The sequence below is a fragment of the Dorea chungnamensis genome (genome assembly GCF_039832125.1).
Lineage (GTDB): Bacteria > Bacillota > Clostridia > Lachnospirales > Lachnospiraceae > JAFBIX01.
On record NZ_JBDOHT010000012.1, the window covers coordinates 13,908 to 36,642 of the forward strand.

Consider the following 22,735-nt stretch of genomic DNA (forward strand, 5'->3'; position numbering starts at 1 on the left):
GGAGAAAGAAAGCGGAATTCATATCATATGTATTTCCGCTTATTAAATTGGACAGATTGTCCAATTGAACCCTTATCATAACCTCTACAAATCTCTGTAACATTTTGTATATATAGATTATCATAAACTGTCATAAATCTCAAATAATTTGTCTGATTTTTTATCAAAATATCATATTTTTTATCGACAATTTTTTACAATTTATTCATCTAGGTACACCACATTTTTCATTTAGGTACACCACAAAATGAAATTTGGGACGTAGACTTTTGTAAAAAGTCTACGTCCCAATTTCATTCATTTTTCTTATTTACCAGCCATCTGTTTTTCCTGCTGTTCGATCATTTTTTTAACCATATAACCACCAACAGAACCATTCTGTCTAGATGTCAGGTCTCCGTTGTAACCGTCTGTTAACGGTACGCCTAATTCGTTTGCAACCTCGTATTTAAACTTGTCTAATGCGCCTTTTGCTTCAGGCACGGCTGCTCTGTTTGATGAACTTGTCATTGTTATACTCCTCCTTTTGGTAACTTTGTAACTTTTGGTTTTGTTACAATCATAGTATATGGAGGATTTAGATTATTACACTAGTATTTCCTTCATAATTTGGAAGATTTTTCAACCAATCACACGCAGACTCTGTAAGGGTATCAGCGGCTTCATTTGCCATCTGTAATATCCGGGCATCCTGATATATATCGCCAAGTCTAAAATCCATCAGTCCACTCTGTCTAATTCCAAAGAGATCACCAGGTCCACGAAGTCTAAGATCTTCACTTGCTATCTTAAACCCGTCATTTGACTTATTTAATATATCCAGCCTTTCTTTGGTTTCTTTTGATTTTGAACCAGTCATAAAGATACAATAAGACTGGTATTTCCCTCTCCCTACTCTGCCGCGAAGCTGATGAAGTTGTGCCAATCCAAAACGTTCTGAGTTCTCGATCATCATAACCGTTGCATTTGGTACATCAATTCCCACTTCAATAACCGTTGTTGATACCAGAATCTGGATCTCATTCTTTCCGAATCGCTCCATAATGTCATCTTTTTCTGTCTGTTTTATCTTCCCATGAAGATAAGATACATTGATTTCTTCTCCCATTTCTTCTTGTAGTGCAGAAGCATAATCAATTACATTTTCAACTTCCAGATGTTCACTTTCCTCCACCATTGGACAAATAATGTAACATTGGCGCCCTTCGGCCACTTGTTTTCTCATAAATGAATAGGCTGTTTTCCTGTAACTGGTATCTACCACACAATTTTTTATTGGGAGTCGGTTTGCCGGCAATTCGTCGATCACAGAAATATCCAGATCACCATACAAGATAATTGCCAATGTTCTTGGTATTGGAGTCGCACTCATGACCAACACATGTGGCACTCTTCCTTTTTTGGCAAATGTCTCCCGCTGTTTCACACCAAAACGGTGCTGCTCATCTGTAACTACCAGCGCAAGGCAATCATAATTAACCCGATCTTGAATCAGCGCATGTGTGCCGATGATAATCTTCGCATATCCGCACTCGATCCTATCATAAGCTCTGCGCTTCTCCTTTGCCGTCATAGATCCCGTCAGCAATTCTACTTTTATCCGAATGTCGTATTCTTCAAATAACCTCGTAATCGATTCATAATGCTGCCTCGCCAACACTTCCGTAGGCGCCATCATTGCACCCTGATATCCATTCCATGCCGTATTCAACAACGCCAGGACTGCAACGATTGTCTTTCCTGAGCCAACATCTCCCTGCACCAAACGAGACATGGTCGTAACGGATGCCATATCAGAAGCAATCTCTTCCCACACTTTTCTCTGCGCATTCGTCAAACGATATGGTAAACGCCGGATAAACTCTTCTACCTCTGGTTTTTTGGAAATCACATATTCATTTTCCAACTTCTCATTCTTATCTTTTAGCTTTCGAAGTGTAAGAATAAATGCCAGGAATTCATCAAAGACCAGCCTCTCTCTTGCATGATAGAACACTTCTTTATCCTCTGGAAAATGAATTCCACGAATTGCGAAATTATATTCCGCCAGTCCATACCTCATTCGTATTTTGTCAGGCAAAAATTCTCGTGTCAGATCCAGACCATCCAAAGCCTGTTTGACTGCTTTTGATACCACATTATTCGACAATCCCGCTGTCAATCCATAGATTGGCTGCAAAGTGTTCAATTTCTCCTTATATTTTTCACTTGGATAAAAGATTTCCGGATGTTCCATTACCAAACCATCTCGTTTACGCACGACTCTTCCCCTTAGAGTAATCACACCACCTTTTGCAAGTGTATTCCGCAAAAAAGGCATACGAAACCAGATAACTTTTATTGTACCAGTCAAGTCTTTCACATACAGTGTAGTAACCTGCATACTTCTACTTCCGGACACTTGTATACGACCATAGACAGTACCAGTTATCGTCTGCGTCCTTCCCTCTTCTACCTCACTGACCGGCACCGCATCTTCATAGACATCATATCCTCTGGGATAGTATCGAATCAAATCCCCGACTGTGCTGACTCCGACTTTTTCAAATAACTTCTGTGTTTTCTCACCAATTCCTTTGATTTCTTTGATACTAGTCTGCTCTATCATATATGCTCCACCCGCAAAACCTTCCATCGAAAATTTTTCCAACTGTATGGCAATAAAAAGGCCAGCTCCGTTCCTAAGGGACAACGCCCTACAGTCACAGAAATCTGGCCCTGCCTATATATTATTTTATCTACCTGATGATTTATTTATTCAACTGCAAGAACATAATAGTATATTGGCTGTCCACCAAAATGTGCATCTACATCCACATCTGGATACAATTCTTCAATCTCTTGAATCAACTGTTCCGCATCTTCTTCCTTGACTTCCTCTCCGTAATAAAGACTGATCAATTCAGACTCCTTATCTACAAGTTGCTCCAACATTGCCTTCGTAGTCTCTTCAATTCCTTTTCCAACTGCAAGAATTCCTTTATCACCAATACCCATAATATCGCCTTCATGAATCTCTTTATCATCAATATGAGTATCTCTAACAGCATAAGTAACCTGACCAGATTTTACACGTTGAATCTCTTCAAGCATTGTCTCTTCGTTCATCTTCGCATCTGCATCTGGCATAAAGTTTATAATAGCAGTAATTCCTTGCGGTACAGTCTTGGTCGGGATTACAATGATTTCTTTATCTTCCACCAATGCTTTTGCCTGATTTGCAGCCAACACAATATTCTTATTATTTGGCAATATAAAGACTGTATCTGCATTCACTTGATCAATAGCATTCAGCATATCTTCCGTACTTGGATTCATTGTCTGTCCGCCTTCAATAATATAATCCGCTCCCAACTCTTTAAATATCTCATTCAATCCTTCTCCGATAGATACTGTAATAAATCCCATCGGTTTTCTTGGCTCTTTCGCTTTTTTCTGTGCTTCTTTTTCAGCCTCTTCGGCGGCCAATTTCTCTGCATCACGAATTAATTTTTCCTGATGTTCCTCGCGCATATTATCAATTTTCATACGCGACAGCTGTCCATATGTCAAAGCTCTTTGAATTGCCAGTCCCGGATCATTTGTATGCACATGAATCTTTACCACATCATCATCAGCGACACATACGATAGAATCACCGATAGAGGACAAATATGCCTTAAATTCATGCTCATCTGTTTCTGTAAATTCCTTCTCTGTCAGAATAATGAACTCAGTACAATAGCCAAACTTGATATCTGCTGTATCCTGTGCATTAATCTTCGTCACAGACATACCAGCGCTTGGGGAAATAGCACTATAGTCAATCTCTTTTCCCAAAAACGCATCATAAGCGCCCTTTATAACTTCTAAAAGACCTTGTCCACCAGAATCTACAACTCCCGCTTCTTTCAATACAGGTAACATATCCGGTGTCTTGGCAAGCACTTCTTCAGCATGCTCAATAACTGCCGGGATAAAGACCTCAAGATCGTCTGTCTCTTCTGCCATCTGAGCCGCTTTATCTGCAATACCACTTGCAACTGTCAGAATCGTACCTTCTTTTGGTTTCATAACAGCTTTATACGCAGTATCTCTTGCTCTTGAGCAGGCAGCAGCCAATCCAAGAACATCAATCTCTTTTTCCTCACGGATAGATTTGGTAAATCCTCTTAATAACTGTGAAAGGATAACACCCGAGTTACCTCGTGCACCACGAAGGGATCCAGAAGAAATCGCTTTTGCCAGTTCTTTCATATCAGGTTTACTCAACGCAGTCACTTCTTTTGCTGCTGACATAATCGTAAGTGACATATTCGTTCCTGTATCTCCATCCGGTACCGGAAATACATTTAATTCATTGATAAATTCTTTCTTTGCCTCAATATTCTGTGCACCTGCCAAAAACATCTTTGCAAGCATGTCCACACTTATAGTTTTCGTAGCCACTTCTAATGCTCCTCCTTAACTAATCGATGACTCTGACGCCTTCAATGTAGACATTGATCTTATCTACCGGCATTCCCGAAAATTCTTCTACTTTATATTTTACATTACTGATCAAATTCTCAGTAACAGCAGAAATACTTACACCATATGCAACAATAATATGGAAGTTAATGCTGATATGATTATCATCTGAGATACCCACCTGAATTCCTCTGGTCAGACTCTCCTTTTTCAACAGATGAACCAAACCATCTTTTACATTTACCGCAGCCATTCCAACAATACCAAAACATTCCACTGCCACAGTTCCAGCATATTTTGCAATCACTTCAGAGTCAATCGTCACAATACCAAGATCTGTACTCATACATCCCTTCATATCTAAAACCTCCAATTCTTCTCTAAACTTATGAAGTCATAATAATAAGCATATTATACTCTTTTTTTCTATATATTACAATACGAAAACGTTGATGCTTCGTATTACAAAATTACTTTATTATATCAAGTAATGGGCAATAAAAAACTCAGATTCCAAAGCGAAATCTGAGTTTTAACCTTCATTACGCACGCTCAACTCTGCCTGATTTTAAACAAGAAGTACAAACATACATTCTCTTTGTAGCTCCATTTTCTGTTTTAACACGAACAGATTTTACATTTGATTTCCACATCTTTGGTGATTTTCTATGAGAGTGGCTTACATTATTTCCAAAGTGAGCACCCTTTTCACAAATAGCACATTTTGCCATGACTGCACCTCCTAACGCTCATATATAGTCTGTTCTCCAGACTCACAACACTAGTTATTGTAACAGAAGAATATATGAATTGCAAGTATTATTTGCATTTTTCTTTGATTATAGTATCAATACGATGCACAAATCCACGATTCATCCTAGCATCATGCTTTGAAAAAAGTATTAACAACAGAACAGGTTGTATCCTGCTAATACACACAACAAGATGCATAACACTTCTATAAAAGTATTCGGCAAAATCAATGCCAGAATAATGCCAACTGCTACCCAGAACAAGGCAAAACCTATCACGCGCTTCATTGTCTTCACCTTTGCCTGCATTTTATATAATATATGCAAATTCATGCAAATTCATGACTAATCCTATTTTCCATCAGAATCCTGATCTGCCTCATCCAGAATATCCATAACATCTTCTTCCGTCATCTTATCTTCTTTGTTCGAAGAAAATTTGTCAATAACGTCCGGTACCATATCCAGTATCTTAGTAATCGTATCCTGATTTTTGACATTGACAAGCTTAGTATGTCCATTCTGAATCACAAGCACTGCACTAGGAGTCATCTTTCCTCCCAATCCTCCAGCCCCTTTTTCTTTCTTATCTCCATTAAATGCTCCGGCTCCAATTGCAAATGATACATCCACCAGCGGAAGAATAATGGTATCCCCTATATGAATTGCATCTCCAACAACCGTCTTTGAGGATACTACTCCATCCATTCCTTGAAAGAGCGCCTCAACCGTTCCTTTAAAATTATTATCTGCCATATCTTTCTTCCTCCTAAATGCTTATAATTCAAACTTCTTTATATCTCGATACGTCATTCGCACTTCCCTGCTCCAGATAAGACTCCACAAAAGTTTTATAAAAAAACTGCCTCGTATTTTTCCCACTACATGCAGGTTGCCTTCCAGAATCTGATTTTCAAAATCTGGTTCCACCCTAACATGGTCTTCTACGAAAGGATAGAGCATACTAAATCCTGCAAGTAACTGTCCTGTTCTGTAAGGGTCTTCAAAACCAAAACGAATATCTGCTTCCAATCGCTTTGGTCTTAGCTTCCTCAAAAGACAAAAAACCTCATCTTTCACCTTGAGGAACGCTTTTTTATGAATCTCATCCGTGAGAAACATGCAGATTTTCTCTTTCTTTTCTAATAATGCTTTTATTTTATCACAGAAACCTTTGATTGTACATTTAATCTTCCGATAGATATCTTTTATCTTTTGAACACCTTTCTGATAGATTCCTGCAATTTTCTGCCATATGCGCTTCCGTTCTTTCTTACTGCCATCATCAGATTCTTCCCTTGCCTCATCAAAACAGGTTTCTGCTTCTTCCACTGCTTTTTGATCTTCTTGAAATTCTTCTGTAATTCTTTCAGATATTTGGGGTTCTTTTTTAATTTCTTCCGAAATGTCTTGATCGCTTTTACCGTGGACTTCCAGCCTTTCTTCCTGCTTCTTTTCCGACTCCTCTGAAGTTCCTTCTTCATCTTCCTCCAATAATTGTTCCAATTCTTTTTCATAAGATTCCACCTCTTCTTTCACAGATTGTGTTGATTCCTGCTCACTTTGAATATGCTTCCATGCAATCCTGATACACCAGAATAATTGTTTCTCCTCATAAGATGCCGTTATTTTTATCAGATGCAACAACCAAGTCACTCTGGTTTTCGCTTTGACTCCGGAAAGGGTACCATCACAAGAAGCTTCTACTTTGTATCTGATAGGAACAAAAAGGACAATACAAACCAGTAATACCAGTATCCCCAGTATCACTGCAATTATAATTCCTAGAATTTTCAAGATAAGCAATAGAATATGTAGCATCTTACTCTTCCTGTTCTTTTCTTAATATATAGGAACGAATATCTGCTCCTTTGGTCTCATTATACACTTCCTGCACAATTTCTTCCACAAGTTCCAACGCATCCTCATAATCTTTTGCAATCCCAACTACAAAGAAATCATCATGAGGGAAATTCGGCTGTAATAACACTGCGGAATGATAGATTTCCAAATGGTTCTGTTTATTGTTTGCCAACGTCACAATATGAATATTCATCTGGAATTTATTGTTTTCCAGTTTTTCAATGATCTTTGACTTCTTTTTTTTCAGCCCTTCTGTCAGATACAAATGCCTATAGTACTGCATATTTCCACTCCTATAAACCCCGAATTAATAATAATATGCGTCAAATACTTGTTTTGCCACATTTACGGCTTTTGCAGAACCATCTGAAGCTTCAATAATCACGCTGATGACCAGTTCTGGATTATCTACATTCGACATTCCGATAAACCATGAATGATCCTTTTCCTTATCGGAACTATATTCTGCTGTTCCGGTTTTACCAGCCGCCGTATAGCTCTGTCCACTCAATACGGATGCTGTTCCATAATCTACCACACTCTTCATATATTGCTTTAATTGCGAAGCTTCTTCTTGCGTCATCAAAGTTTTATATTCTTCCGGAGTATTTTTTGTCACTTCCTGACCAGCATAATTCGTCACACAATCTACCAGATAAGGCTTCATTAATGTTCCCCCATTGGCAATCGCAGCTGTAATCAACGCCATATGATATGGGCTTACCTGCGTCTTTCCTTGTCCCATGGCTGTCATCATCTTATCTGCACTTCCATCACTAGTATTAAGTGAGAATTTACTCTTACTATATGATAACTCTGACGGAAGTTTTGAATCAAATAACAATTCCTTGGTTGTTTCCTGGAATTTGCTTACGTCTAATGACAAACCAATATTTGAAAATGATGTATTACATGAATAAGCCAGACTATCCTGAAAATCAACCTGACCATGCACATGACCGTTATAACAGTGAATAGAAACTCCATCCTGCTCTATGGTTCCCGTACAATTATAGCTGTATGTGTCATAATCTGCATGTTCCCGCATATATTCCAATGCCGTAATAACTTTAAAAGTTGATCCCGGCGCATACTGTCCCTGCGTAGCCCGGTTTAACAACACGCTATTTTCATCTGTATTTAAGGTTTCCCAGTTCTGTTCTACTGTATTCGGATCAAAATCCGGTTTGGACACCATAGCCAAAATCTTGCCGGTACTAGGTTCTATTACCACAACCGCTCCTTTATAATCTCCCAGCGCATTGTAAGCCGCCTGCTGAAGATTCAGATCCAAGGTTGTCACAACCGTATCTCCTGTATTCTTCTTATTCTGGAATTCGTTGACCAGTTTTTCCAGAAAAAATGCATGAGATGTCAGAAGCTCATAATTTTCTACCGACTCAAGCCCGGCTTTGCCTTGCACACTATATCCCACAACATGAGCAAACATATTCCCGTAAGGATATTCACGACTCTCCGTCCCATCTTCTGAGACGGATGACTGTGCAAGAACATTTCCATTCTTATCAACAATTTTTCCTCGGACCACACGATCTGCATAAGCGTCTTGTCTTGCGTTATAAGGGCTTCTGATAATCTCTTCGCTCTTGACTACCTGGAAATAAACGATATATCCCATCATAACAAGAAACAATGCCACAAAAATATAAGTAACCCTAGCGAACTCTTTGTTCCTTGCGCGCTTTTCCTTTGCCTTGCGCTTGTCGTTTCGGTTGGCTTCTCTGCGCTCTTTCCGGGACATCTGCTGCTTTTCTTGCTCTCTTTTTATTCTCTTGTCCGCTTCTCTTTGCTCGTAGCCTTTCCTTTTTCTTTCTTTCAATATCTTCTTCCTCGTCTTCCCTTAATATATATAGTCCTTGAATAATCGCAAACATAATCAGTGTGCTAAGGAGCGAACTTCCTCCATAACTTACCAACGGAAGTGTTACACCAGTTGATGGAATAAATTTTGTCACACCACCGATATTCAAGAACACCTGAAAGATATAACATGTTCCAAGTCCCAACGCAACCATCTTATAAAACATATTATGAAGCTGCATTGCGATATTCAAAAACATAATATAGCAGCTGACACAGATCAAGATTGTGCATAACGCAAATATCAATCCCAATTCTTCGGATATTGCAGAAAAGATAAAATCTTCATCTGCAACAGGAATCTGATCCGGCATTCCCTGATACAGTCCCATTCCAAACCATCCACCGGTCCCGATGGCAAATAAAGACTGTGCTACTTGATATCCACCATTATCATAAGAAGCGAATGGATCTTTCCACACGATCACTCGAGTCCTTACATGATTAAACAGATAATATGCTCCTACAGATGCTACACTTCCGGCACCGAGTCCTGCCAATATATAAAGAGGCTGATGTGTAGCAACATAAAGCATCGCAAGATACACTACAAAAATAATAAGTGCTGCTCCAAGATCTTTTGACACCACCAAAATCAATACATGAAAAGCTGCAAGTGCTGTTGTTATCACAATATTTTTAAATTCCAACGATTTCTTAAAACTTGAGGCAACAAAAAAAACAAAAATAATTTTCACTAATTCCGAAGGCTGTATGCTGATACCGCCTATCGTAAATCCCAACTTCGCCCCATAAGATACTTGTCCAGCTACTACAACAAATGCCAGAGATGCAATTCCAGCGATTGCATATAGATTTCTCCATTCGGAAAGTTTTTTGAATTTCCGGATAATGACCGGAACCACGAGACTGATTACAATCGCTCCAGCAGCAATCACATATTGCTTTACCGCCTTTTCGTAATTTAGCCTGGTCAGAATAATCATCCCGATGCACAAAAGCATGCACATATTATTAACGACTAGTCTGGATACCTTGGGATAGATATTCGTGTACAAAAGTATAACTACACCAAATAATACCACCTGCATTAAATAAAATGCCAGTATTTTTATTTCTTCTGTCTTTAGGTACAATACCAGAAATGCAATAATATGTATCATAAACATTAATACATTTTGCTTTCTAAGCAGACTTTTTTTCTTATCCGGATCATAATATCCAAATATGCTGAAACATAAGTATGTATAAGCCGTAATCAGCACGATCATAAGATATTTTGACAATTCAACAATAATATTTACCAAATCTTCACCTACTTCACGCCCCGTTTAAAATGTCCCCTTGTGAATTCCGTTTCCGGTGTGGATACTTTTTGATGCTCCAGAAATGCTGACTGATAACATTCTACAATCTTCTGCATCTGTCCACACGTCTCGGTCGTAAAATCCATGCGTAATTCCGCCGGAGCAAGTTTTTGAATTTCTTCTGCTTTATCCGCCAAGAAAAGCGGTGCAGAATTATATATTATATTATAGCAGTATTGACAGCATCGTTTTACTGTAAACTTCTTCTGATATCTGTCGCGAATAGATAGATATCCTTCTTCCTTCAAGCATTTGCCACTAGTCTTCTGGATACAATTTGCCGTTACCATTACCGGTTGATATCCATACACAATCAGACTGGCATTATCAATTCCCAATTTGTTAAGTTCCCAGTCATTTAACTCCGCCGGAGCGGTAAACTGAGCAATCCCTTGTTCTTGAAGAAACGCCCTGCCAGAATGATTGAAGACATACATATTGTGATCCGAACGGATTTCCTTATGAAACCCATGCTCTGTAAGCCATTGATAACTTTCCCAGTTACGGATTAGCACTCCATCATAATACTGTTCTAATATTGGATATTTCTTTTCATAATTCTTAATGGTCTTCTCTCGGAAAATATAAGGCATTGCCAGATAATACTTTTGGTTTTGAGCTTTTTCTTCTAAGATTTTAATTGCTCGCTGCCCCATTCCGACTGCACTGTCTACATAAACATTCTTTATTATCTCCGATTGTATAACAAACTCAAGCTGTTCTACTGATTGAACCGAAGCTGACAAAACGGTTGCTTCAAAGGATGAAGCAACATTTTTCTCATTCACAAATATTCCTGAAAATTGTGGAATATCCCTTCGGTATTTTTCAAGTATACACACTGACAATTTTTCAATTCCTTCTCTGCGAAGCTCATTTAATGCCTGCATCGGAAGAAATACTGCCCCATCTATCTCAACATCAAATCGATCAAATATAAATTGTGTATTCCCTGTTTTTCGCATCTGCTTTTCCACTCGCTTTTTATCCAGCGGCTGTCGCTTAGCCATATCCGGCGCAGCTCCTTCACAGACAATCTCACAATCCCCATATTCCAGAAACAGTTTAGCACTTTCCCCCAAAGAAAGTATTAATTTCCCATTAATTTTTTCTTGGGTTTTGTATTCTGGCAGCTCCATTACCTCTTCATTTCCTGTCGGACGTTGGAAAGAAATCATATTCTTTCCATTATGCTGCCTATAATATCCATCACTGTATCCTCTTCTCTGATAAGCGCCAAGCAATTTCTCACGGTCCGATTTCAGGACCTTATATCCAGAAGCCCCTTCCGCGAAATAAAGGTCTGTATATTTTCGATACATACTTACCACCGTATATACATAGTCTGGCTGCTTCATTCGCCCTTCAATTTTAAAAGAATCAATTCCAGCTTCTATTAACTCTGGCAGAAAATCAATCGTGCACAGATCTTTTAAACTCATGATATCTGCCGGTTTTTGCCCTTCGACACTATAAGGCAGACGGCATGGCTGGGCACATTGCCCTCGGTTTCCACTCCTTCCTCCAATCATGCTGCTCAAAAGGCATTGTCCAGAATAGCAATAACACAGCGCTCCATGCACAAAGCATTCAATCTCTAATCCCGTCTCTTCTTTCATCTTTCGAATCTCTGAAAGAGAGAGTTCCCGCGCCGGCACTACCCGTACGATACCTTGATTTTTCCAGAACTCTGCTCCCTTCTGATTAGTAATTGTCATCTGGGTGCTGGCATGAATCGCAAGATCTGGGAAATATTTCTTCAGGAATCTGACCACTCCAACATCCTGGACAATCACTCCATCCAATCCTTGCTGATAAAAAGGAAGAAGATATTCATACAGACTATTCAGTTCATCATCTTTAAGTAAAGTATTTACTGTAAGATAAATCTTTCTCCCATGTATGTGTACATAGTCTATAGCCTGAAGCATATCATCCTGCGCCAGATTCTTTGCATAAGCCCTTGCGCCAAACTGACTGCCTCCGACATAAATCGCATCTGCTCCTGCACATATAGCTGCTTTCAGGCTTTCATAAGAACCGGCAGGCGCCAGTATTTCAATTTTCCTGTTCATATATCTTTTTCCTGCTTCCTTATCAAAATTCATCTATATTCGAAGTATTCTCCTATATGATAAATAGGCTGTCCATAGACAGCCTATTTTTTATGATTATTTTTAATCTCTGTTTCCAGCTGGACAATCTTCATCTGAAGTTCCTTATTCTCTTCTTTTAGCTTGTCCATAGATTTCTCCGCATTCTCCAGCTTAATTTGAACAGATATCAATTCATGCTTCAGATCATACATCTCTTTATCCTTTGCTTCTATATCACTCTCTAGAGAGCCGCCTTGCTTTCTGGCTTTAAAGTAATCATCCGCAATGTTCAATGCCAAAAGAATACTTCTGGTCTCCGCACTTTGCTTACGATATCCTTCACTGTTGCTGCATTCTTCAATCTTATGATTTAAATAGGTAGATACCTTCTGCAAATAATCCTCGCTTTCAAAGCCACTCAAGGTAAATACCTTTCCTCCTATTAATACTTCCGTATAGTTTTTTGATGATGCCATAGAAGCCTCCTCGAACTTTTATAATATCTGATAACTATTATAAACTAAACTGATATAAAAACCAACTATTTTTCATCATTTTCACGTGAAATTCCCAGATGACAATAAGCACTGTCTGTAACGATCCGCCCGCGAGGTGTTCTTTGAATGAATCCATTTTTCAGTAAATATGGTTCATAAACATCCTCTATGGTTCCGGAATCTTCACCTACAGTAGCTGCTAAAGTTTCTAAGCCTACCGGTCCACCCTGAAATCTTTCGATCATGGTTATCAGAAGATTCCTGTCGGTTTGATCCAAGCCTTCTTTATCCACATCAAGAAGATCTAATGCATAATTCGCCACTTCCTCGGAAATATATCCTTCATATTTAATCTGTGCAAAATCTCTGACACGCTTCAAAAGTCTGTTTGCAATTCTCGGCGTTCCACGGGAGCGCTTTGCAAGAGCGTATGCTCCTTTGTCATCAATTCCTACTTCCAGCACCTTTGCCGATCGAAGAATGATTGTTTTTAATTCTTCGACCGTATAAAATTCCAGACGATTGACAACGCCGAACCGATCTCTCAAAGGAGCTGTCAACATTCCTGCTCTTGTCGTAGCTCCCACCAGGGTAAATTTGGGTAAATCCAGGCGAATAGATCTTGCACTGGCACCCTTTCCAATCATAATATCAATAGCATAATCTTCCATCGCCGGATAGAGTACTTCTTCCACTTGACGATTCAACCTGTGTATCTCATCAACAAATAAAATGTCTCCTTCCTGCAGATTATTTAAAATCGCTGCCATCTCTCCAGGCTTTTCTATTGCCGGACCTGAAGTAATCTTAATGTTTACATTCATCTCATTAGCTATGATTCCTGCAAGTGTCGTCTTTCCCAATCCTGGCGGACCATAAAACAACACATGATCCAACGCCTCATTTCTTGCCTTTGCAGCTTCTATATAAATTTTCAGAGTCTCTTTTGTCTTTTCCTGTCCTATATAGTCTTTCAACAACTGTGGACGCAGATGATTCTCTATCTTGACATCTTCTTCCAGATTTTCTGTTGTAACAATTCGCCTGCTCATGTCTTTCACCCTGTGCTAAAACATCATATATTTTAAAGCTTGCCTCAGCACATCCTCTACTTCCATATTTTCTTCAAATTCCACTTGTTTGACTGCTTTTAATGCCTCAGTATTGCCATATCCCAGGGCTACCAATGCCTGTACGGCCTCACTCTGTACCTCATTGTGGTAATTCACACTACCAGACATCACAGAAGCAGAAGCACTGTGTTCCAAAGCATCCTCAAGACGTAACTTATCCTTTAATTCCAATATCATCTTTTCTGCTGTCTTCTTCCCAATCCCAGGTGCTGCACAAATTGCCTTTATATCATTTGACATCACAGCAAATCTAAGATCATCCGGGCTTAACGCTGACAAAATTCCTAAGCCACCTTTTGGACCGATTCCGTTTACACCGATCAACAATCGAAACACATTCAATTCATCTCTCGTTAAAAAGCCATATAACTGCATGGCATCTTCCTTCACGTTCAGATATGTATGTATCTTCACTTCTGTCCCGAGAGCCGGCATAAGCCCCATTGCCCGACCTGACATAAATACACCGTAGCCAACTCCGCCTACATCAATAATCACTTTATCTTCTTCGTATGCTGCAATTTCTCCCCTTAAATAAGATATCATATATCCCTCCTAAAAATGTACATTCACCAGTCTTTTTAACATCTCATTTGACACAATTCCAATAAGCAGTCCAGTTATCATTCCAGCAATTAATAACACCGGAACGTAATATGCCACGCTAAATGTCTCCACAACCAACATAGCCACAATCAATTGCCCAACATTATGAAATACTCCGCCGGCAATGCTAATCCCCATAATACTGAACCCATCTTTTCGCTTAAAAACTGCCATAACTGTAAGACTAAGAAGCCCTCCTGCCAAACTATAGATAATGCTAAAATAATTACCGAAAATAAAACCGGACAATAAAACTCTGACAATCGACAGCAGATAAACTTCTCGCAAACGCATCTTATACAGTGCAATCACAATAATCAGGTTAGCAAGCCCCAACTTTACTCCCGGAATTCCAAAATTAATCGGTATCAAAGTTTCAACATAACTAAAAATCAACGCTAATGCCGTAAATACCCCAAAATAAGCAACTTTGCTCTTCACATGTATCTACCTCCTAATTCGTCACCGCATCATATTCGCTATTTTCACTACTTTCAATCTCCACAACAACTCTGTTCGGAAGACAGATAATACTCTCATGATTCATTGAAATTTTTTTCTGGTGCACGCACAATTGATCTGGGCAGTCTGCCTCAATCATATCGGCCTTTCCATTTTTAATCTGAAGTATATTCGTTCCATGATTGATTTCTATCTCCTGATCTTCTGACAGACTGTAAACGCCCTGAATCTCTCCATTCACTTTAACAATTGCCTTACTTGCCCCTTTTCCTCCGATAAACACATGCACAAGTATCGTTAAAACAGCGATACATAGAATTGTCAGTATCAGAATACCATCTTTTTTCTTAAATTCCATTTTCATATTTCATTTACCTCTTTATTCCTATGAGTTTTATTCTAACACAACCCAATCTTACCTTCAACCACATGTTCGATTGCATATCTTCTTTTTTGTGTTATACTAAGACTATCAAAATCACGAGGTGTTCTATGAAATATAAACGATTAACCGCATTACTTATTTCTGCTGTTCTTTTAATATCTGGCTGCTCAGGGCTTCCCAAAGAACGTGATCAGACGTATACCGGAACTTTTTTTGATACCGTGATCAGTATCCAAATCTATGATGCCATAGAGGATGACGTTTTAGATGGCTGCGCAAAGCTCTGTGAAAAATATGATACTATGTTTTCGAATAAAACAGAAGATAGCGAAATATCTCAGATTAACCATGCCGGTGGAAATCCAGTCGAAGTATCAGACGAAACAATAACAATTATTAAAAAAGGAATCTATTACAGCAAGATGTCGAATGGTGCATTCGACATTACTATCGGCGCCGTCTCCAATCTCTGGGACTTTAAATCAGAAACTCCTGAGATTCCAGCAGCTGATACCGTTGCCTCTGCAGTCAGTCATGTAGACTACAACCAGATTATAATTACCAACAACACAGTACGTCTGACCGACCCTTATGCATCTATTGATGTTGGGGCTATTGCCAAAGGTTACATCGCCGATCGATTGAAAGCGTACCTAAAAGAGCAAGGTGTAAAACACGCAGTTATTAATCTTGGCGGAAATGTACTGACAATGGGTGGCAAAATAGATGGATCAGACTATAATATCGGCATCCAGAAACCATTTGACGAAAGCGGGCAACCTATTACTTCTGTAAAGGTTTCCAATAAATCTGTGGTAACATCCGGTATCTATCAACGATATTTTGAATCTGATGGAAAGATTTATCATCACATACTTGACCCCAATACAGGTTATCCTTGTGAAAACAACTTATATAGTGTCACTATCATCACCGATTCATCTCTTACTGCAGATGCATTGAGTACAACCTGTTTTCTACTTGGATTTGATGAAGGTATGAAACTAATTAATCAGCTGGATAATGTTGATGCTGTGTTCATCACAAACGATAACAAAATCCACTATTCCAAAAATTTCCAATATTAATCAGCATAAAAACATCAGGAAAGCATTCCTGATGTTTTTTATCTACTCATCTTATCAATATGTTCCTGATGCACTAAAAAATGCTACTCCAAAAATTATCATAAATACCAGATAAACAACCAATATGACTCCTGTAATAATCAAAGAAGCCCGACAATAATTTCTGCGGTTTACATTACCTTTTTTACTAAATGCCCAAACAAAGTAAATAACAATTCCGAAACATGGAATGCAGGATGCTAGAATCGTCAACACCCAATCACCCATAGTCATGGGACTATTATCCATACCCGGTTCATATGCCTGATTATAGGTTCCTGTATTATAACTATAATTATCCTGATAATTATAACCATTCTGTTGATTGTAATTATAATTCTGTTGCTGATTATAATTATAACCACTCTGGTATTGATTATAATCATTATTCTGGTTCGTATACTGATATTGTTGATTTTGGTATTGTGGATTCTGATAAGGCTGCTGTCCTGCATTTGGATCTGTATATTGTTGTCCATTTATATCCGCACTATTGTATGTCTGTTGAGAATCCTGAGTTTCCTCTGGAATATTATCATTTTGGTTTTCCATCGTATTATCCTCCTTGCCTTATTAACAACTATATTCTATCATGCAGATACATGAATTTCAATCACTAAACAAACCATACTATTTGTATAACTTTTTGTATATATGCAAATAAATTATATTCATAATAACTCATTGGAGGGTCACCAGGAAAACAGACAAACATCCGCAATATATAAAACAACATCATCGCAGCCATAATTCCAATCATTCCCCACAACAATCCTCTCCCCATCTTGCGTCCCAACAGGTAGCGGTTCCACCCAAATATCACCAGATAGATCACAATCGGATATATAAAAGGATGTATAAAAAATGCATTCAAAAAATCGAAATGAAACAGACAGAATGCTGCTCTGGTTAATCCACATCCCGGGCATGGGAATCCCGTAATAAGCACCATCGGACATAAGCTATATAAAAATTTTTTCATGAACGCAAAATAGGCGATTATAAGAATAATCACCCATTTTGCCGCCTTAATATCTTCCCACAATAAAGTGAGAGCTCTGCATATGATCTTTTTTAAAGAACATTCTTTTCTTTTCATAAAATTATAAAATAATCTTCTTTGGACATTTTTCTGCACATGCTCCACAGTTCGTACACTTTTCTGGATCAATGTGTGCAATGTTACCTTCAACCTTTACGGCATCAAACTGGCAGACTTTTTCACACATCTTACATCCAATACATCCAACAGAACATGCTTTCATAACATCCTTACCTTTGTCTCTGGAACTACACTGAACCATATGTTTCTGTTCATATGGAACCAGCTCAATCAGCTTCTTCGGACATACAGCAATACATTTACCGCAAGCTTTACATTCTTCCTTATCAACAACAGCAACCCCGTTTACAATATGAATTGCATCAAATGGACATGCCTTTACACAGCTTCCTTCGCCAAGACATCCATAATTACATGCCTTCGGTCCGCCGTCCTGCATCATGTTGACCATTACACAATCATTTAATCCATGATACTCGTATTCCTGCTGTGCTTTATCACAAGTCCCCGCACATTTCACGAATGCAACCTGATGAACCTGCTCTCCAGCTGCAATTCCCATGATCTCACCAACTTTTGCAGCAACTGGTGCTCCACCGACCGGACATCCACCAACTTCGGCTTCACCTTTTACGATTGCTGCTGCAAGACCAGAACATCCTGCATAACCACATCCACCACAGTTATTTCCAGGCAGAACTCCAAGAATAGCTTCTTCTCTCTCATCTACTTCTACTGCAAACTTCTTGCCAGCGACTCCAAGGAACACACCAATGAATAATCCGGTGCCGCCTACGATGATCGCAGCAATAATAATACCTGTAACACTCATTGTTATGCCTCCTTCTAAATCAGTCCTGAGAATCCACAGAATGCGATTGCCATCAGACACGCTGTAATCAGAACAATCGGAGTTCCCTGGAAGGACTCAGAAATATCATTATATTCAATCTTCTCACGGATACCTGCCATGATTACAATTGCAATCAGGAATCCTACAGAAGTACCAACACCATTGATAACACCTTCGAGAAGTGTATATTCTTTCTGAACATTCGTAAGTGCTACACCAAGTACCGCACAGTTCGTTGTAATCAACGGAAGATATACACCCAACGCATTATACAATGGCGGCATTGCCTTTTTCAGGAACATCTCTACAAACTGTACCAAAGCCGCAATGATCAAAATAAATACGATAGTCTGCAAATATTCGAATCCCAATGGTGTCAAAATAAACTTATAAATCAAACCTGTAACAAATGAAGCAATTGTAATAACAAATACTACAGCGCCACCCATTCCGGCTGCTGTATCAACCTTCTTAGAAACACCAAGGAACGGGCAGATTCCAAGGAACTGGCTGAGTACAACGTTATTTACAAGAGCTGAACCAATTGCAATAATCAATAATTCTTTCATCTATGTACTCCTCCTACTCTTCGTTTCCTGTTGGGAACACCTTACCGTTACATCCGCCACAGGATGCACAATCTGTACCACATCCCTGAGCATCTGCAATCTTCTTGCCCTTCTTTGCAGCATTCTTCTTAATCTTGTTCATAGCAGCAACAAGGAATGCCAGAACAAGGAATGCTCCTGGAGGAAGAATAAAGATAGTTACAGGAACATAACCACCTTTACCGGCAGCTGCATCAGCCAACGGCAAAATCTGTGCTCCAAAGACTGCACCTGTACCGATCAGCTCACGAACAATACCAATACAAGTAAGTCCAAATGTAAAACCAAGTCCCATACCAATGCCGTCAAAAATAGATGGGATTACAGGATTCTTAGAAGCATAACTTTCTGCACGTCCAAGAATGATACAGTTAACTACGATCAGCGGAATATAAATTCCAAGTGAATCATACAAACTTGGAACAAAACCTTCCAGCAAAAATTGTACAATTGTTACGAAAGATGCTACGACTACGATGAATGCCGGCATTCTGACAGAATCCGGAATAATCTTACGCAGCATGGAAATCAACATATTTGACAGTACAAGTACGACCGTTGTAGAAAGGCCCATACCTACACCGTTAATAGCGGATGTTGTTACCGCCAGGGTCGGACACATACCTAACATCAAAACGAAGGTAGGATTTTCTTTGATCAGACCGTTATATAATCGTTCCGTACATTTATTCATCTTTTAACTACCTCCTATTGAAATGCATTCTGATAATAACCAAGAGCAGCATTGACAGCTCCGGTCACTGCTCTTGAAGTAATAGTTGCACCACTTAATGCATCGATAGGTTCACCATCTCCGCCGTCTTTTGACACAACAAACTTCTCAGCCTGTTTTCCTTCATACTGGCCATAGAATGCAGGCTCTGTTGCTTTCATACCAAGACCTGCTGTTTCACTAATAGATAAAATAGACACACCGTTTACAGTACCATCAGTTGTTATACCTACTGTAATCTGAATACTTCCGCCAAATCCGTCTTTATCTGTAGTTGTAATAACATATCCCTGATCACCTACTGTACAAACTTCATCAATCGTTGCATTCACGCCCATATCGGCGATTGCCTGATCTGCAGCCTTCTGATCTACTTCGGTCTCCTCAAAATCATTCAGATCAGCTTCCGGGAATACTGCCTGCCATGCTTCTTTTTTGGACTTTTCCTGCACCTGAGCAATCGGGTCTTTTGTAATCTCATAGACCACACCGAGTGCAAGACCTGCGATCAAAGTGATCATTGTAAGAATCAATGTATTTTTCAGAATCTTATTCATTATTTTTCTCCTCCTTTACCAAATGGTTTTGGAAGAGTAACCCTCTCGATCAATGGAACAATAAGGTTACTGATGATGATTGCATAAGATACTCCTTCTGCTGAACCGCCGAAAAGACGGAACAATCCAGTCAGTACACCTAACAGAATTCCATATACATACTGGCCCTTCTTCGTAATTGGAGATGTTACATAATCGGTAGCCATGAACCATGCACCAAGCATCAGACCACCGCCGCACAGATGTGCAGTAATATATTGAGGATCAAAGAATCCAACATTCGGATTTGCAAACGGTCCGAAGATACCAATAAAAATTATAAAAGATACAATATAAGTTCCTGGGATTCTAAGATCAATAATCCCTTTCAAAATCAAAATAATTGCACCAATAATAATCGCAATTACAGATGTTTCACCAATAGTTCCTGGGATAGTACCGATCAGCATATCCATAGAATTTACAGCCTCTCCAGCTTTCAGCTGTGCCAAAGGTGTAGGACCAGATACTCCATCATATACAAATGTAGTCATCTGGCTTGTGAAAGAAATTAACAGGAAACATCTTGCTCCGAGTGCCGGGTTCATAAAGTTCTGTCCCAGACCACCAAATAACTGTTTTACAATCAGAATGGCAAAGATACCACCGATAACACCCATCCACCATGGAGCTGAAGCCGGCATATTCAGGCCAAGTAAAAGACCTGTAACAACGGCACTCCAATCGCCGATTGTAATTTTCTTGTGCATTAATTTTTCATATATGTACTCTGTCAGAACAGATGCTGCAGTTGTACTGATCAGCATAATAAGCGCTGACAATCCAAAGTTCCATACACCAAAGGCTGAAGCCGGCAACAGTGCAATCGTTACCCACATCATAATACTGCTTGTGGTGTCTTTGGAACGAATGTGTGGTGAAGATGACATTTTTAATTTGTTCTCACTCACGTTTGTTCACCTCTTCCTCTTCTATTTGACTATTTTTTCTTTTTGCGGTTTGCCATCGCAATCTTTCTCATTGAACCAATTGCCTGTTTTAATGGGCGCTTTGCAGGACATACAAAACTACAAGAACCACATTCCATACATTCCAGACCTTCATGTTTTGTAAACGTCTCTTCGTCATGATGTTCTGCATAATCTGCAAGTCTTGACGGAATCAATCTACTTGGACAGGCATCTACACAACGTCCACAATTGATACATGCAGATGGTTCATATTGAGCCACTTCATCTTTTGTAAAGCCAAGAATAGACGAAGAAGTCTTAGTGACCGGCACATCCAGTGTAAACATAGAGAATCCCATCATCGGACCACCGGAGATTAATTTTTCCGGTTCACTTTTGAATCCACCAGCAGCCTCTACAAGTTCAGCCTGATTTGTTCCAAATGGTACTCTGAAGTTACCTGGTTCATTTACTGCATTTCCACTCACAGTAACAACTCGTTCCATAGATGGTTTTCCTTCTGCCACTGCCTGATAAATACTGATCAATGTTGCCACGTTATCTACAACACATCCTGCATCTGCCGGAAGCATTGCCGAATTAATTGCTCTTCCAGTTGTTGCATAAATCAATTGACGCTCACCACCCTGTGGATACTTGGTCTTTAACGCAAGTACTTCCATACGTGGTTCATCCTTTGTCAGTTCTTTTAACTTTTCAATACAATCCGGTTTATTATCTTCTACTCCAAAAACACCTTTTGCATTATCAAAAAGCTTTAATACAATTTTCATACCGCCGACTAATTTTTCCGGCGTCTCCATGATTGATCTGTAGTCAGCGGTGATATATGGTTCACACTCTGCACAGTTAGCAATAATGTAATCAATCTTTTCTGGTTCTTTCGGTGACAGTTTGACTCTCGTTGGGAATCCTGCACCACCCATACCTACAACACCAGCATTACCGATTGTATTGAGGATTTCTTCTTTTGTCATCTCATCCAAAGGTTTCACTTCTGGATATTGCACTTCCTCATATTCACCGTCATTTTCAATAACGATACTGTTTACCATACCCCCTGTTGGATTTAAATGTGGGGCAATCGCCTTAACTGTTCCGGAAACCGATGCATAGATAGGCGCAGACACAAACCCCCCGGCTTCTGCTATCATCTGACCCTTTAAAACACGATCCCCTACAGCCACTATCGGATTGGCCGGAGCGCCAATATGCTGAGAAACTGGATATACCAAATCCCCTTTGGGTTTTACTTCGACAATCGCCTTATCTTTTGCCAGGCTCTTGCCGTCATCCGGATGAATACCACCCTTAAATGTTAACAATGCCATCCTTTTTCCTTCCTTCCTTTTTACTCTTTATATACTATAC

26 protein-coding genes are annotated in these 22,735 nt (G+C 39.3%); 1 reads left to right on the forward strand and 25 read right to left on the reverse strand.

Features of this window, described 5'->3' with window-relative positions; genetic code table 11:
* Positions 1 to 306 precede the first annotated feature (306 nt).
* From ABE613_RS10985 to ABE613_RS11065, 17 genes are all read right to left on the reverse strand, one after another.
* Complete coding sequence (locus tag ABE613_RS10985) at positions 307 to 510, reverse strand: alpha/beta-type small acid-soluble spore protein (RefSeq protein ID WP_159751513.1); 204 nt, start codon at positions 508 to 510, stop codon at positions 307 to 309.
* 67 nt (positions 511 to 577) lie between these two features.
* A complete protein-coding gene (gene recG, locus ABE613_RS10990) occupies positions 578 to 2,608 on the reverse strand; it encodes an ATP-dependent DNA helicase RecG (RefSeq protein WP_347376386.1) in 2,031 nt (676 codons plus the stop codon).
* Positions 2,609 to 2,754: 146 nt separating this feature from the next.
* Positions 2,755 to 4,428 (reverse strand): fatty acid kinase ATP-binding subunit FakA, encoded by a 1,674-nt coding sequence (fakA, locus tag ABE613_RS10995; RefSeq protein WP_235233150.1) that lies wholly within the window; start codon positions 4,426 to 4,428, stop codon positions 2,755 to 2,757.
* A gap of 19 nt (positions 4,429 to 4,447) precedes the next feature.
* Positions 4,448 to 4,807: an Asp23/Gls24 family envelope stress response protein gene (locus ABE613_RS11000; protein WP_235233151.1), complete on the reverse strand. Its 360-nt coding sequence runs from the start codon at positions 4,805 to 4,807 to the stop codon at positions 4,448 to 4,450.
* Positions 4,808 to 4,991: 184 nt separating this feature from the next.
* Positions 4,992 to 5,180: a 50S ribosomal protein L28 gene (gene rpmB, locus ABE613_RS11005; protein WP_235233152.1), complete on the reverse strand. Its 189-nt coding sequence runs from the start codon at positions 5,178 to 5,180 to the stop codon at positions 4,992 to 4,994.
* Positions 5,181 to 5,351: 171 nt separating this feature from the next.
* Entirely contained in the window at positions 5,352 to 5,489 is a 138-nt protein-coding gene (locus ABE613_RS11010) for a hypothetical protein (RefSeq protein WP_347376387.1), read from the reverse strand.
* Between the two features lie 63 nt (positions 5,490 to 5,552).
* Positions 5,553 to 5,957, reverse strand: a complete 405-nt coding sequence (locus tag ABE613_RS11015; RefSeq protein WP_347376388.1) for a GerW family sporulation protein — start codon at positions 5,955 to 5,957, stop codon at positions 5,553 to 5,555.
* Between the two features lie 21 nt (positions 5,958 to 5,978).
* Positions 5,979 to 7,022 carry a DUF2953 domain-containing protein gene (locus ABE613_RS11020; RefSeq protein ID WP_347376389.1) on the reverse strand — a complete coding sequence of 348 codons (1,044 nt, stop codon included), beginning with the start codon at positions 7,020 to 7,022 and terminating at the stop codon, positions 5,979 to 5,981.
* A 1-nt stretch (position 7,023) separates the two neighbouring features.
* The gene (locus ABE613_RS11025; protein ID WP_347376390.1) at positions 7,024 to 7,347 is read right to left on the reverse strand and encodes a hypothetical protein; all 324 of its coding nucleotides are present in this window, start codon (positions 7,345 to 7,347) and stop codon (positions 7,024 to 7,026) included.
* Between the two features lie 24 nt (positions 7,348 to 7,371).
* Entirely contained in the window at positions 7,372 to 8,826 is a 1,455-nt protein-coding gene (locus ABE613_RS11030; protein ID WP_510182356.1) for a peptidoglycan D,D-transpeptidase FtsI family protein, read from the reverse strand.
* Positions 8,741 to 10,213 (reverse strand): FtsW/RodA/SpoVE family cell cycle protein, encoded by a 1,473-nt coding sequence (locus ABE613_RS11035; protein WP_347376391.1) that lies wholly within the window; start codon positions 10,211 to 10,213, stop codon positions 8,741 to 8,743. The genes ABE613_RS11030 and ABE613_RS11035 overlap by 86 nt, the downstream gene beginning before the upstream one ends.
* 8 nt (positions 10,214 to 10,221) lie before the next feature.
* Positions 10,222 to 12,348, reverse strand: coding sequence for a peptidase U32 family protein (locus tag ABE613_RS11040; RefSeq protein ID WP_347376392.1), 2,127 nt, complete (start codon positions 12,346 to 12,348; stop codon positions 10,222 to 10,224).
* An 83-nt stretch (positions 12,349 to 12,431) separates the two neighbouring features.
* The gene (locus ABE613_RS11045; protein WP_235233159.1) at positions 12,432 to 12,845 is read right to left on the reverse strand and encodes a cell division protein ZapA; all 414 of its coding nucleotides are present in this window, start codon (positions 12,843 to 12,845) and stop codon (positions 12,432 to 12,434) included.
* A gap of 65 nt (positions 12,846 to 12,910) precedes the next feature.
* Positions 12,911 to 13,918 (reverse strand): Holliday junction branch migration DNA helicase RuvB, encoded by a 1,008-nt coding sequence (gene ruvB, locus ABE613_RS11050; RefSeq protein ID WP_347376393.1) that lies wholly within the window; start codon positions 13,916 to 13,918, stop codon positions 12,911 to 12,913.
* 15 nt (positions 13,919 to 13,933) lie between these two features.
* Positions 13,934 to 14,545 carry a Holliday junction branch migration protein RuvA gene (ruvA, locus tag ABE613_RS11055; protein ID WP_235233161.1) on the reverse strand — a complete coding sequence of 204 codons (612 nt, stop codon included), beginning with the start codon at positions 14,543 to 14,545 and terminating at the stop codon, positions 13,934 to 13,936.
* Positions 14,546 to 14,554: 9 nt separating this feature from the next.
* Complete coding sequence (locus ABE613_RS11060; protein WP_235233162.1) at positions 14,555 to 15,046, reverse strand: Gx transporter family protein; 492 nt, start codon at positions 15,044 to 15,046, stop codon at positions 14,555 to 14,557.
* A 13-nt stretch (positions 15,047 to 15,059) separates the two neighbouring features.
* Positions 15,060 to 15,431, reverse strand: a complete 372-nt coding sequence (locus ABE613_RS11065; RefSeq protein WP_347376394.1) for a NusG domain II-containing protein — start codon at positions 15,429 to 15,431, stop codon at positions 15,060 to 15,062.
* A gap of 128 nt (positions 15,432 to 15,559) precedes the next feature.
* On the opposite strand from ABE613_RS11065, the gene ABE613_RS11070 reads away from it, so the two are divergent.
* Positions 15,560 to 16,540: an FAD:protein FMN transferase gene (locus ABE613_RS11070; RefSeq protein WP_347376395.1), complete on the forward strand. Its 981-nt coding sequence runs from the start codon at positions 15,560 to 15,562 to the stop codon at positions 16,538 to 16,540.
* A gap of 54 nt (positions 16,541 to 16,594) precedes the next feature.
* On the opposite strand, the gene ABE613_RS11075 is transcribed toward ABE613_RS11070, so the two are convergent.
* The 8 genes from ABE613_RS11075 to rsxC form a co-directional block, all read right to left on the reverse strand.
* Positions 16,595 to 17,131 carry a hypothetical protein gene (locus tag ABE613_RS11075; protein ID WP_235233165.1) on the reverse strand — a complete coding sequence of 179 codons (537 nt, stop codon included), beginning with the start codon at positions 17,129 to 17,131 and terminating at the stop codon, positions 16,595 to 16,597.
* A 64-nt stretch (positions 17,132 to 17,195) separates the two neighbouring features.
* A complete protein-coding gene (locus ABE613_RS11080) occupies positions 17,196 to 17,594 on the reverse strand; it encodes a DUF2752 domain-containing protein (protein ID WP_235233166.1) in 399 nt (132 codons plus the stop codon).
* 88 nt (positions 17,595 to 17,682) lie between these two features.
* A complete protein-coding gene (locus ABE613_RS11085) occupies positions 17,683 to 18,474 on the reverse strand; it encodes an RnfABCDGE type electron transport complex subunit B (protein ID WP_235233167.1) in 792 nt (263 codons plus the stop codon).
* A 14-nt stretch (positions 18,475 to 18,488) separates the two neighbouring features.
* Entirely contained in the window at positions 18,489 to 19,064 is a 576-nt protein-coding gene (locus ABE613_RS11090; protein ID WP_235233168.1) for an electron transport complex protein RnfA, read from the reverse strand.
* 13 nt (positions 19,065 to 19,077) lie between these two features.
* Entirely contained in the window at positions 19,078 to 19,797 is a 720-nt protein-coding gene (gene rsxE, locus ABE613_RS11095; RefSeq protein WP_235233169.1) for an electron transport complex subunit RsxE, read from the reverse strand.
* Between the two features lie 14 nt (positions 19,798 to 19,811).
* A complete protein-coding gene (locus tag ABE613_RS11100; RefSeq protein WP_235233170.1) occupies positions 19,812 to 20,393 on the reverse strand; it encodes an RnfABCDGE type electron transport complex subunit G in 582 nt (193 codons plus the stop codon).
* Positions 20,393 to 21,322 carry an RnfABCDGE type electron transport complex subunit D gene (locus tag ABE613_RS11105; RefSeq protein ID WP_268826547.1) on the reverse strand — a complete coding sequence of 310 codons (930 nt, stop codon included), beginning with the start codon at positions 21,320 to 21,322 and terminating at the stop codon, positions 20,393 to 20,395. The genes ABE613_RS11100 and ABE613_RS11105 overlap by 1 nt, the downstream gene beginning before the upstream one ends.
* Before the next feature lie 50 nt (positions 21,323 to 21,372).
* Positions 21,373 to 22,695 (reverse strand): electron transport complex subunit RsxC, encoded by a 1,323-nt coding sequence (gene rsxC, locus ABE613_RS11110; protein ID WP_235233171.1) that lies wholly within the window; start codon positions 22,693 to 22,695, stop codon positions 21,373 to 21,375.
* Positions 22,696 to 22,735: the final 40 nt, after the last annotated feature.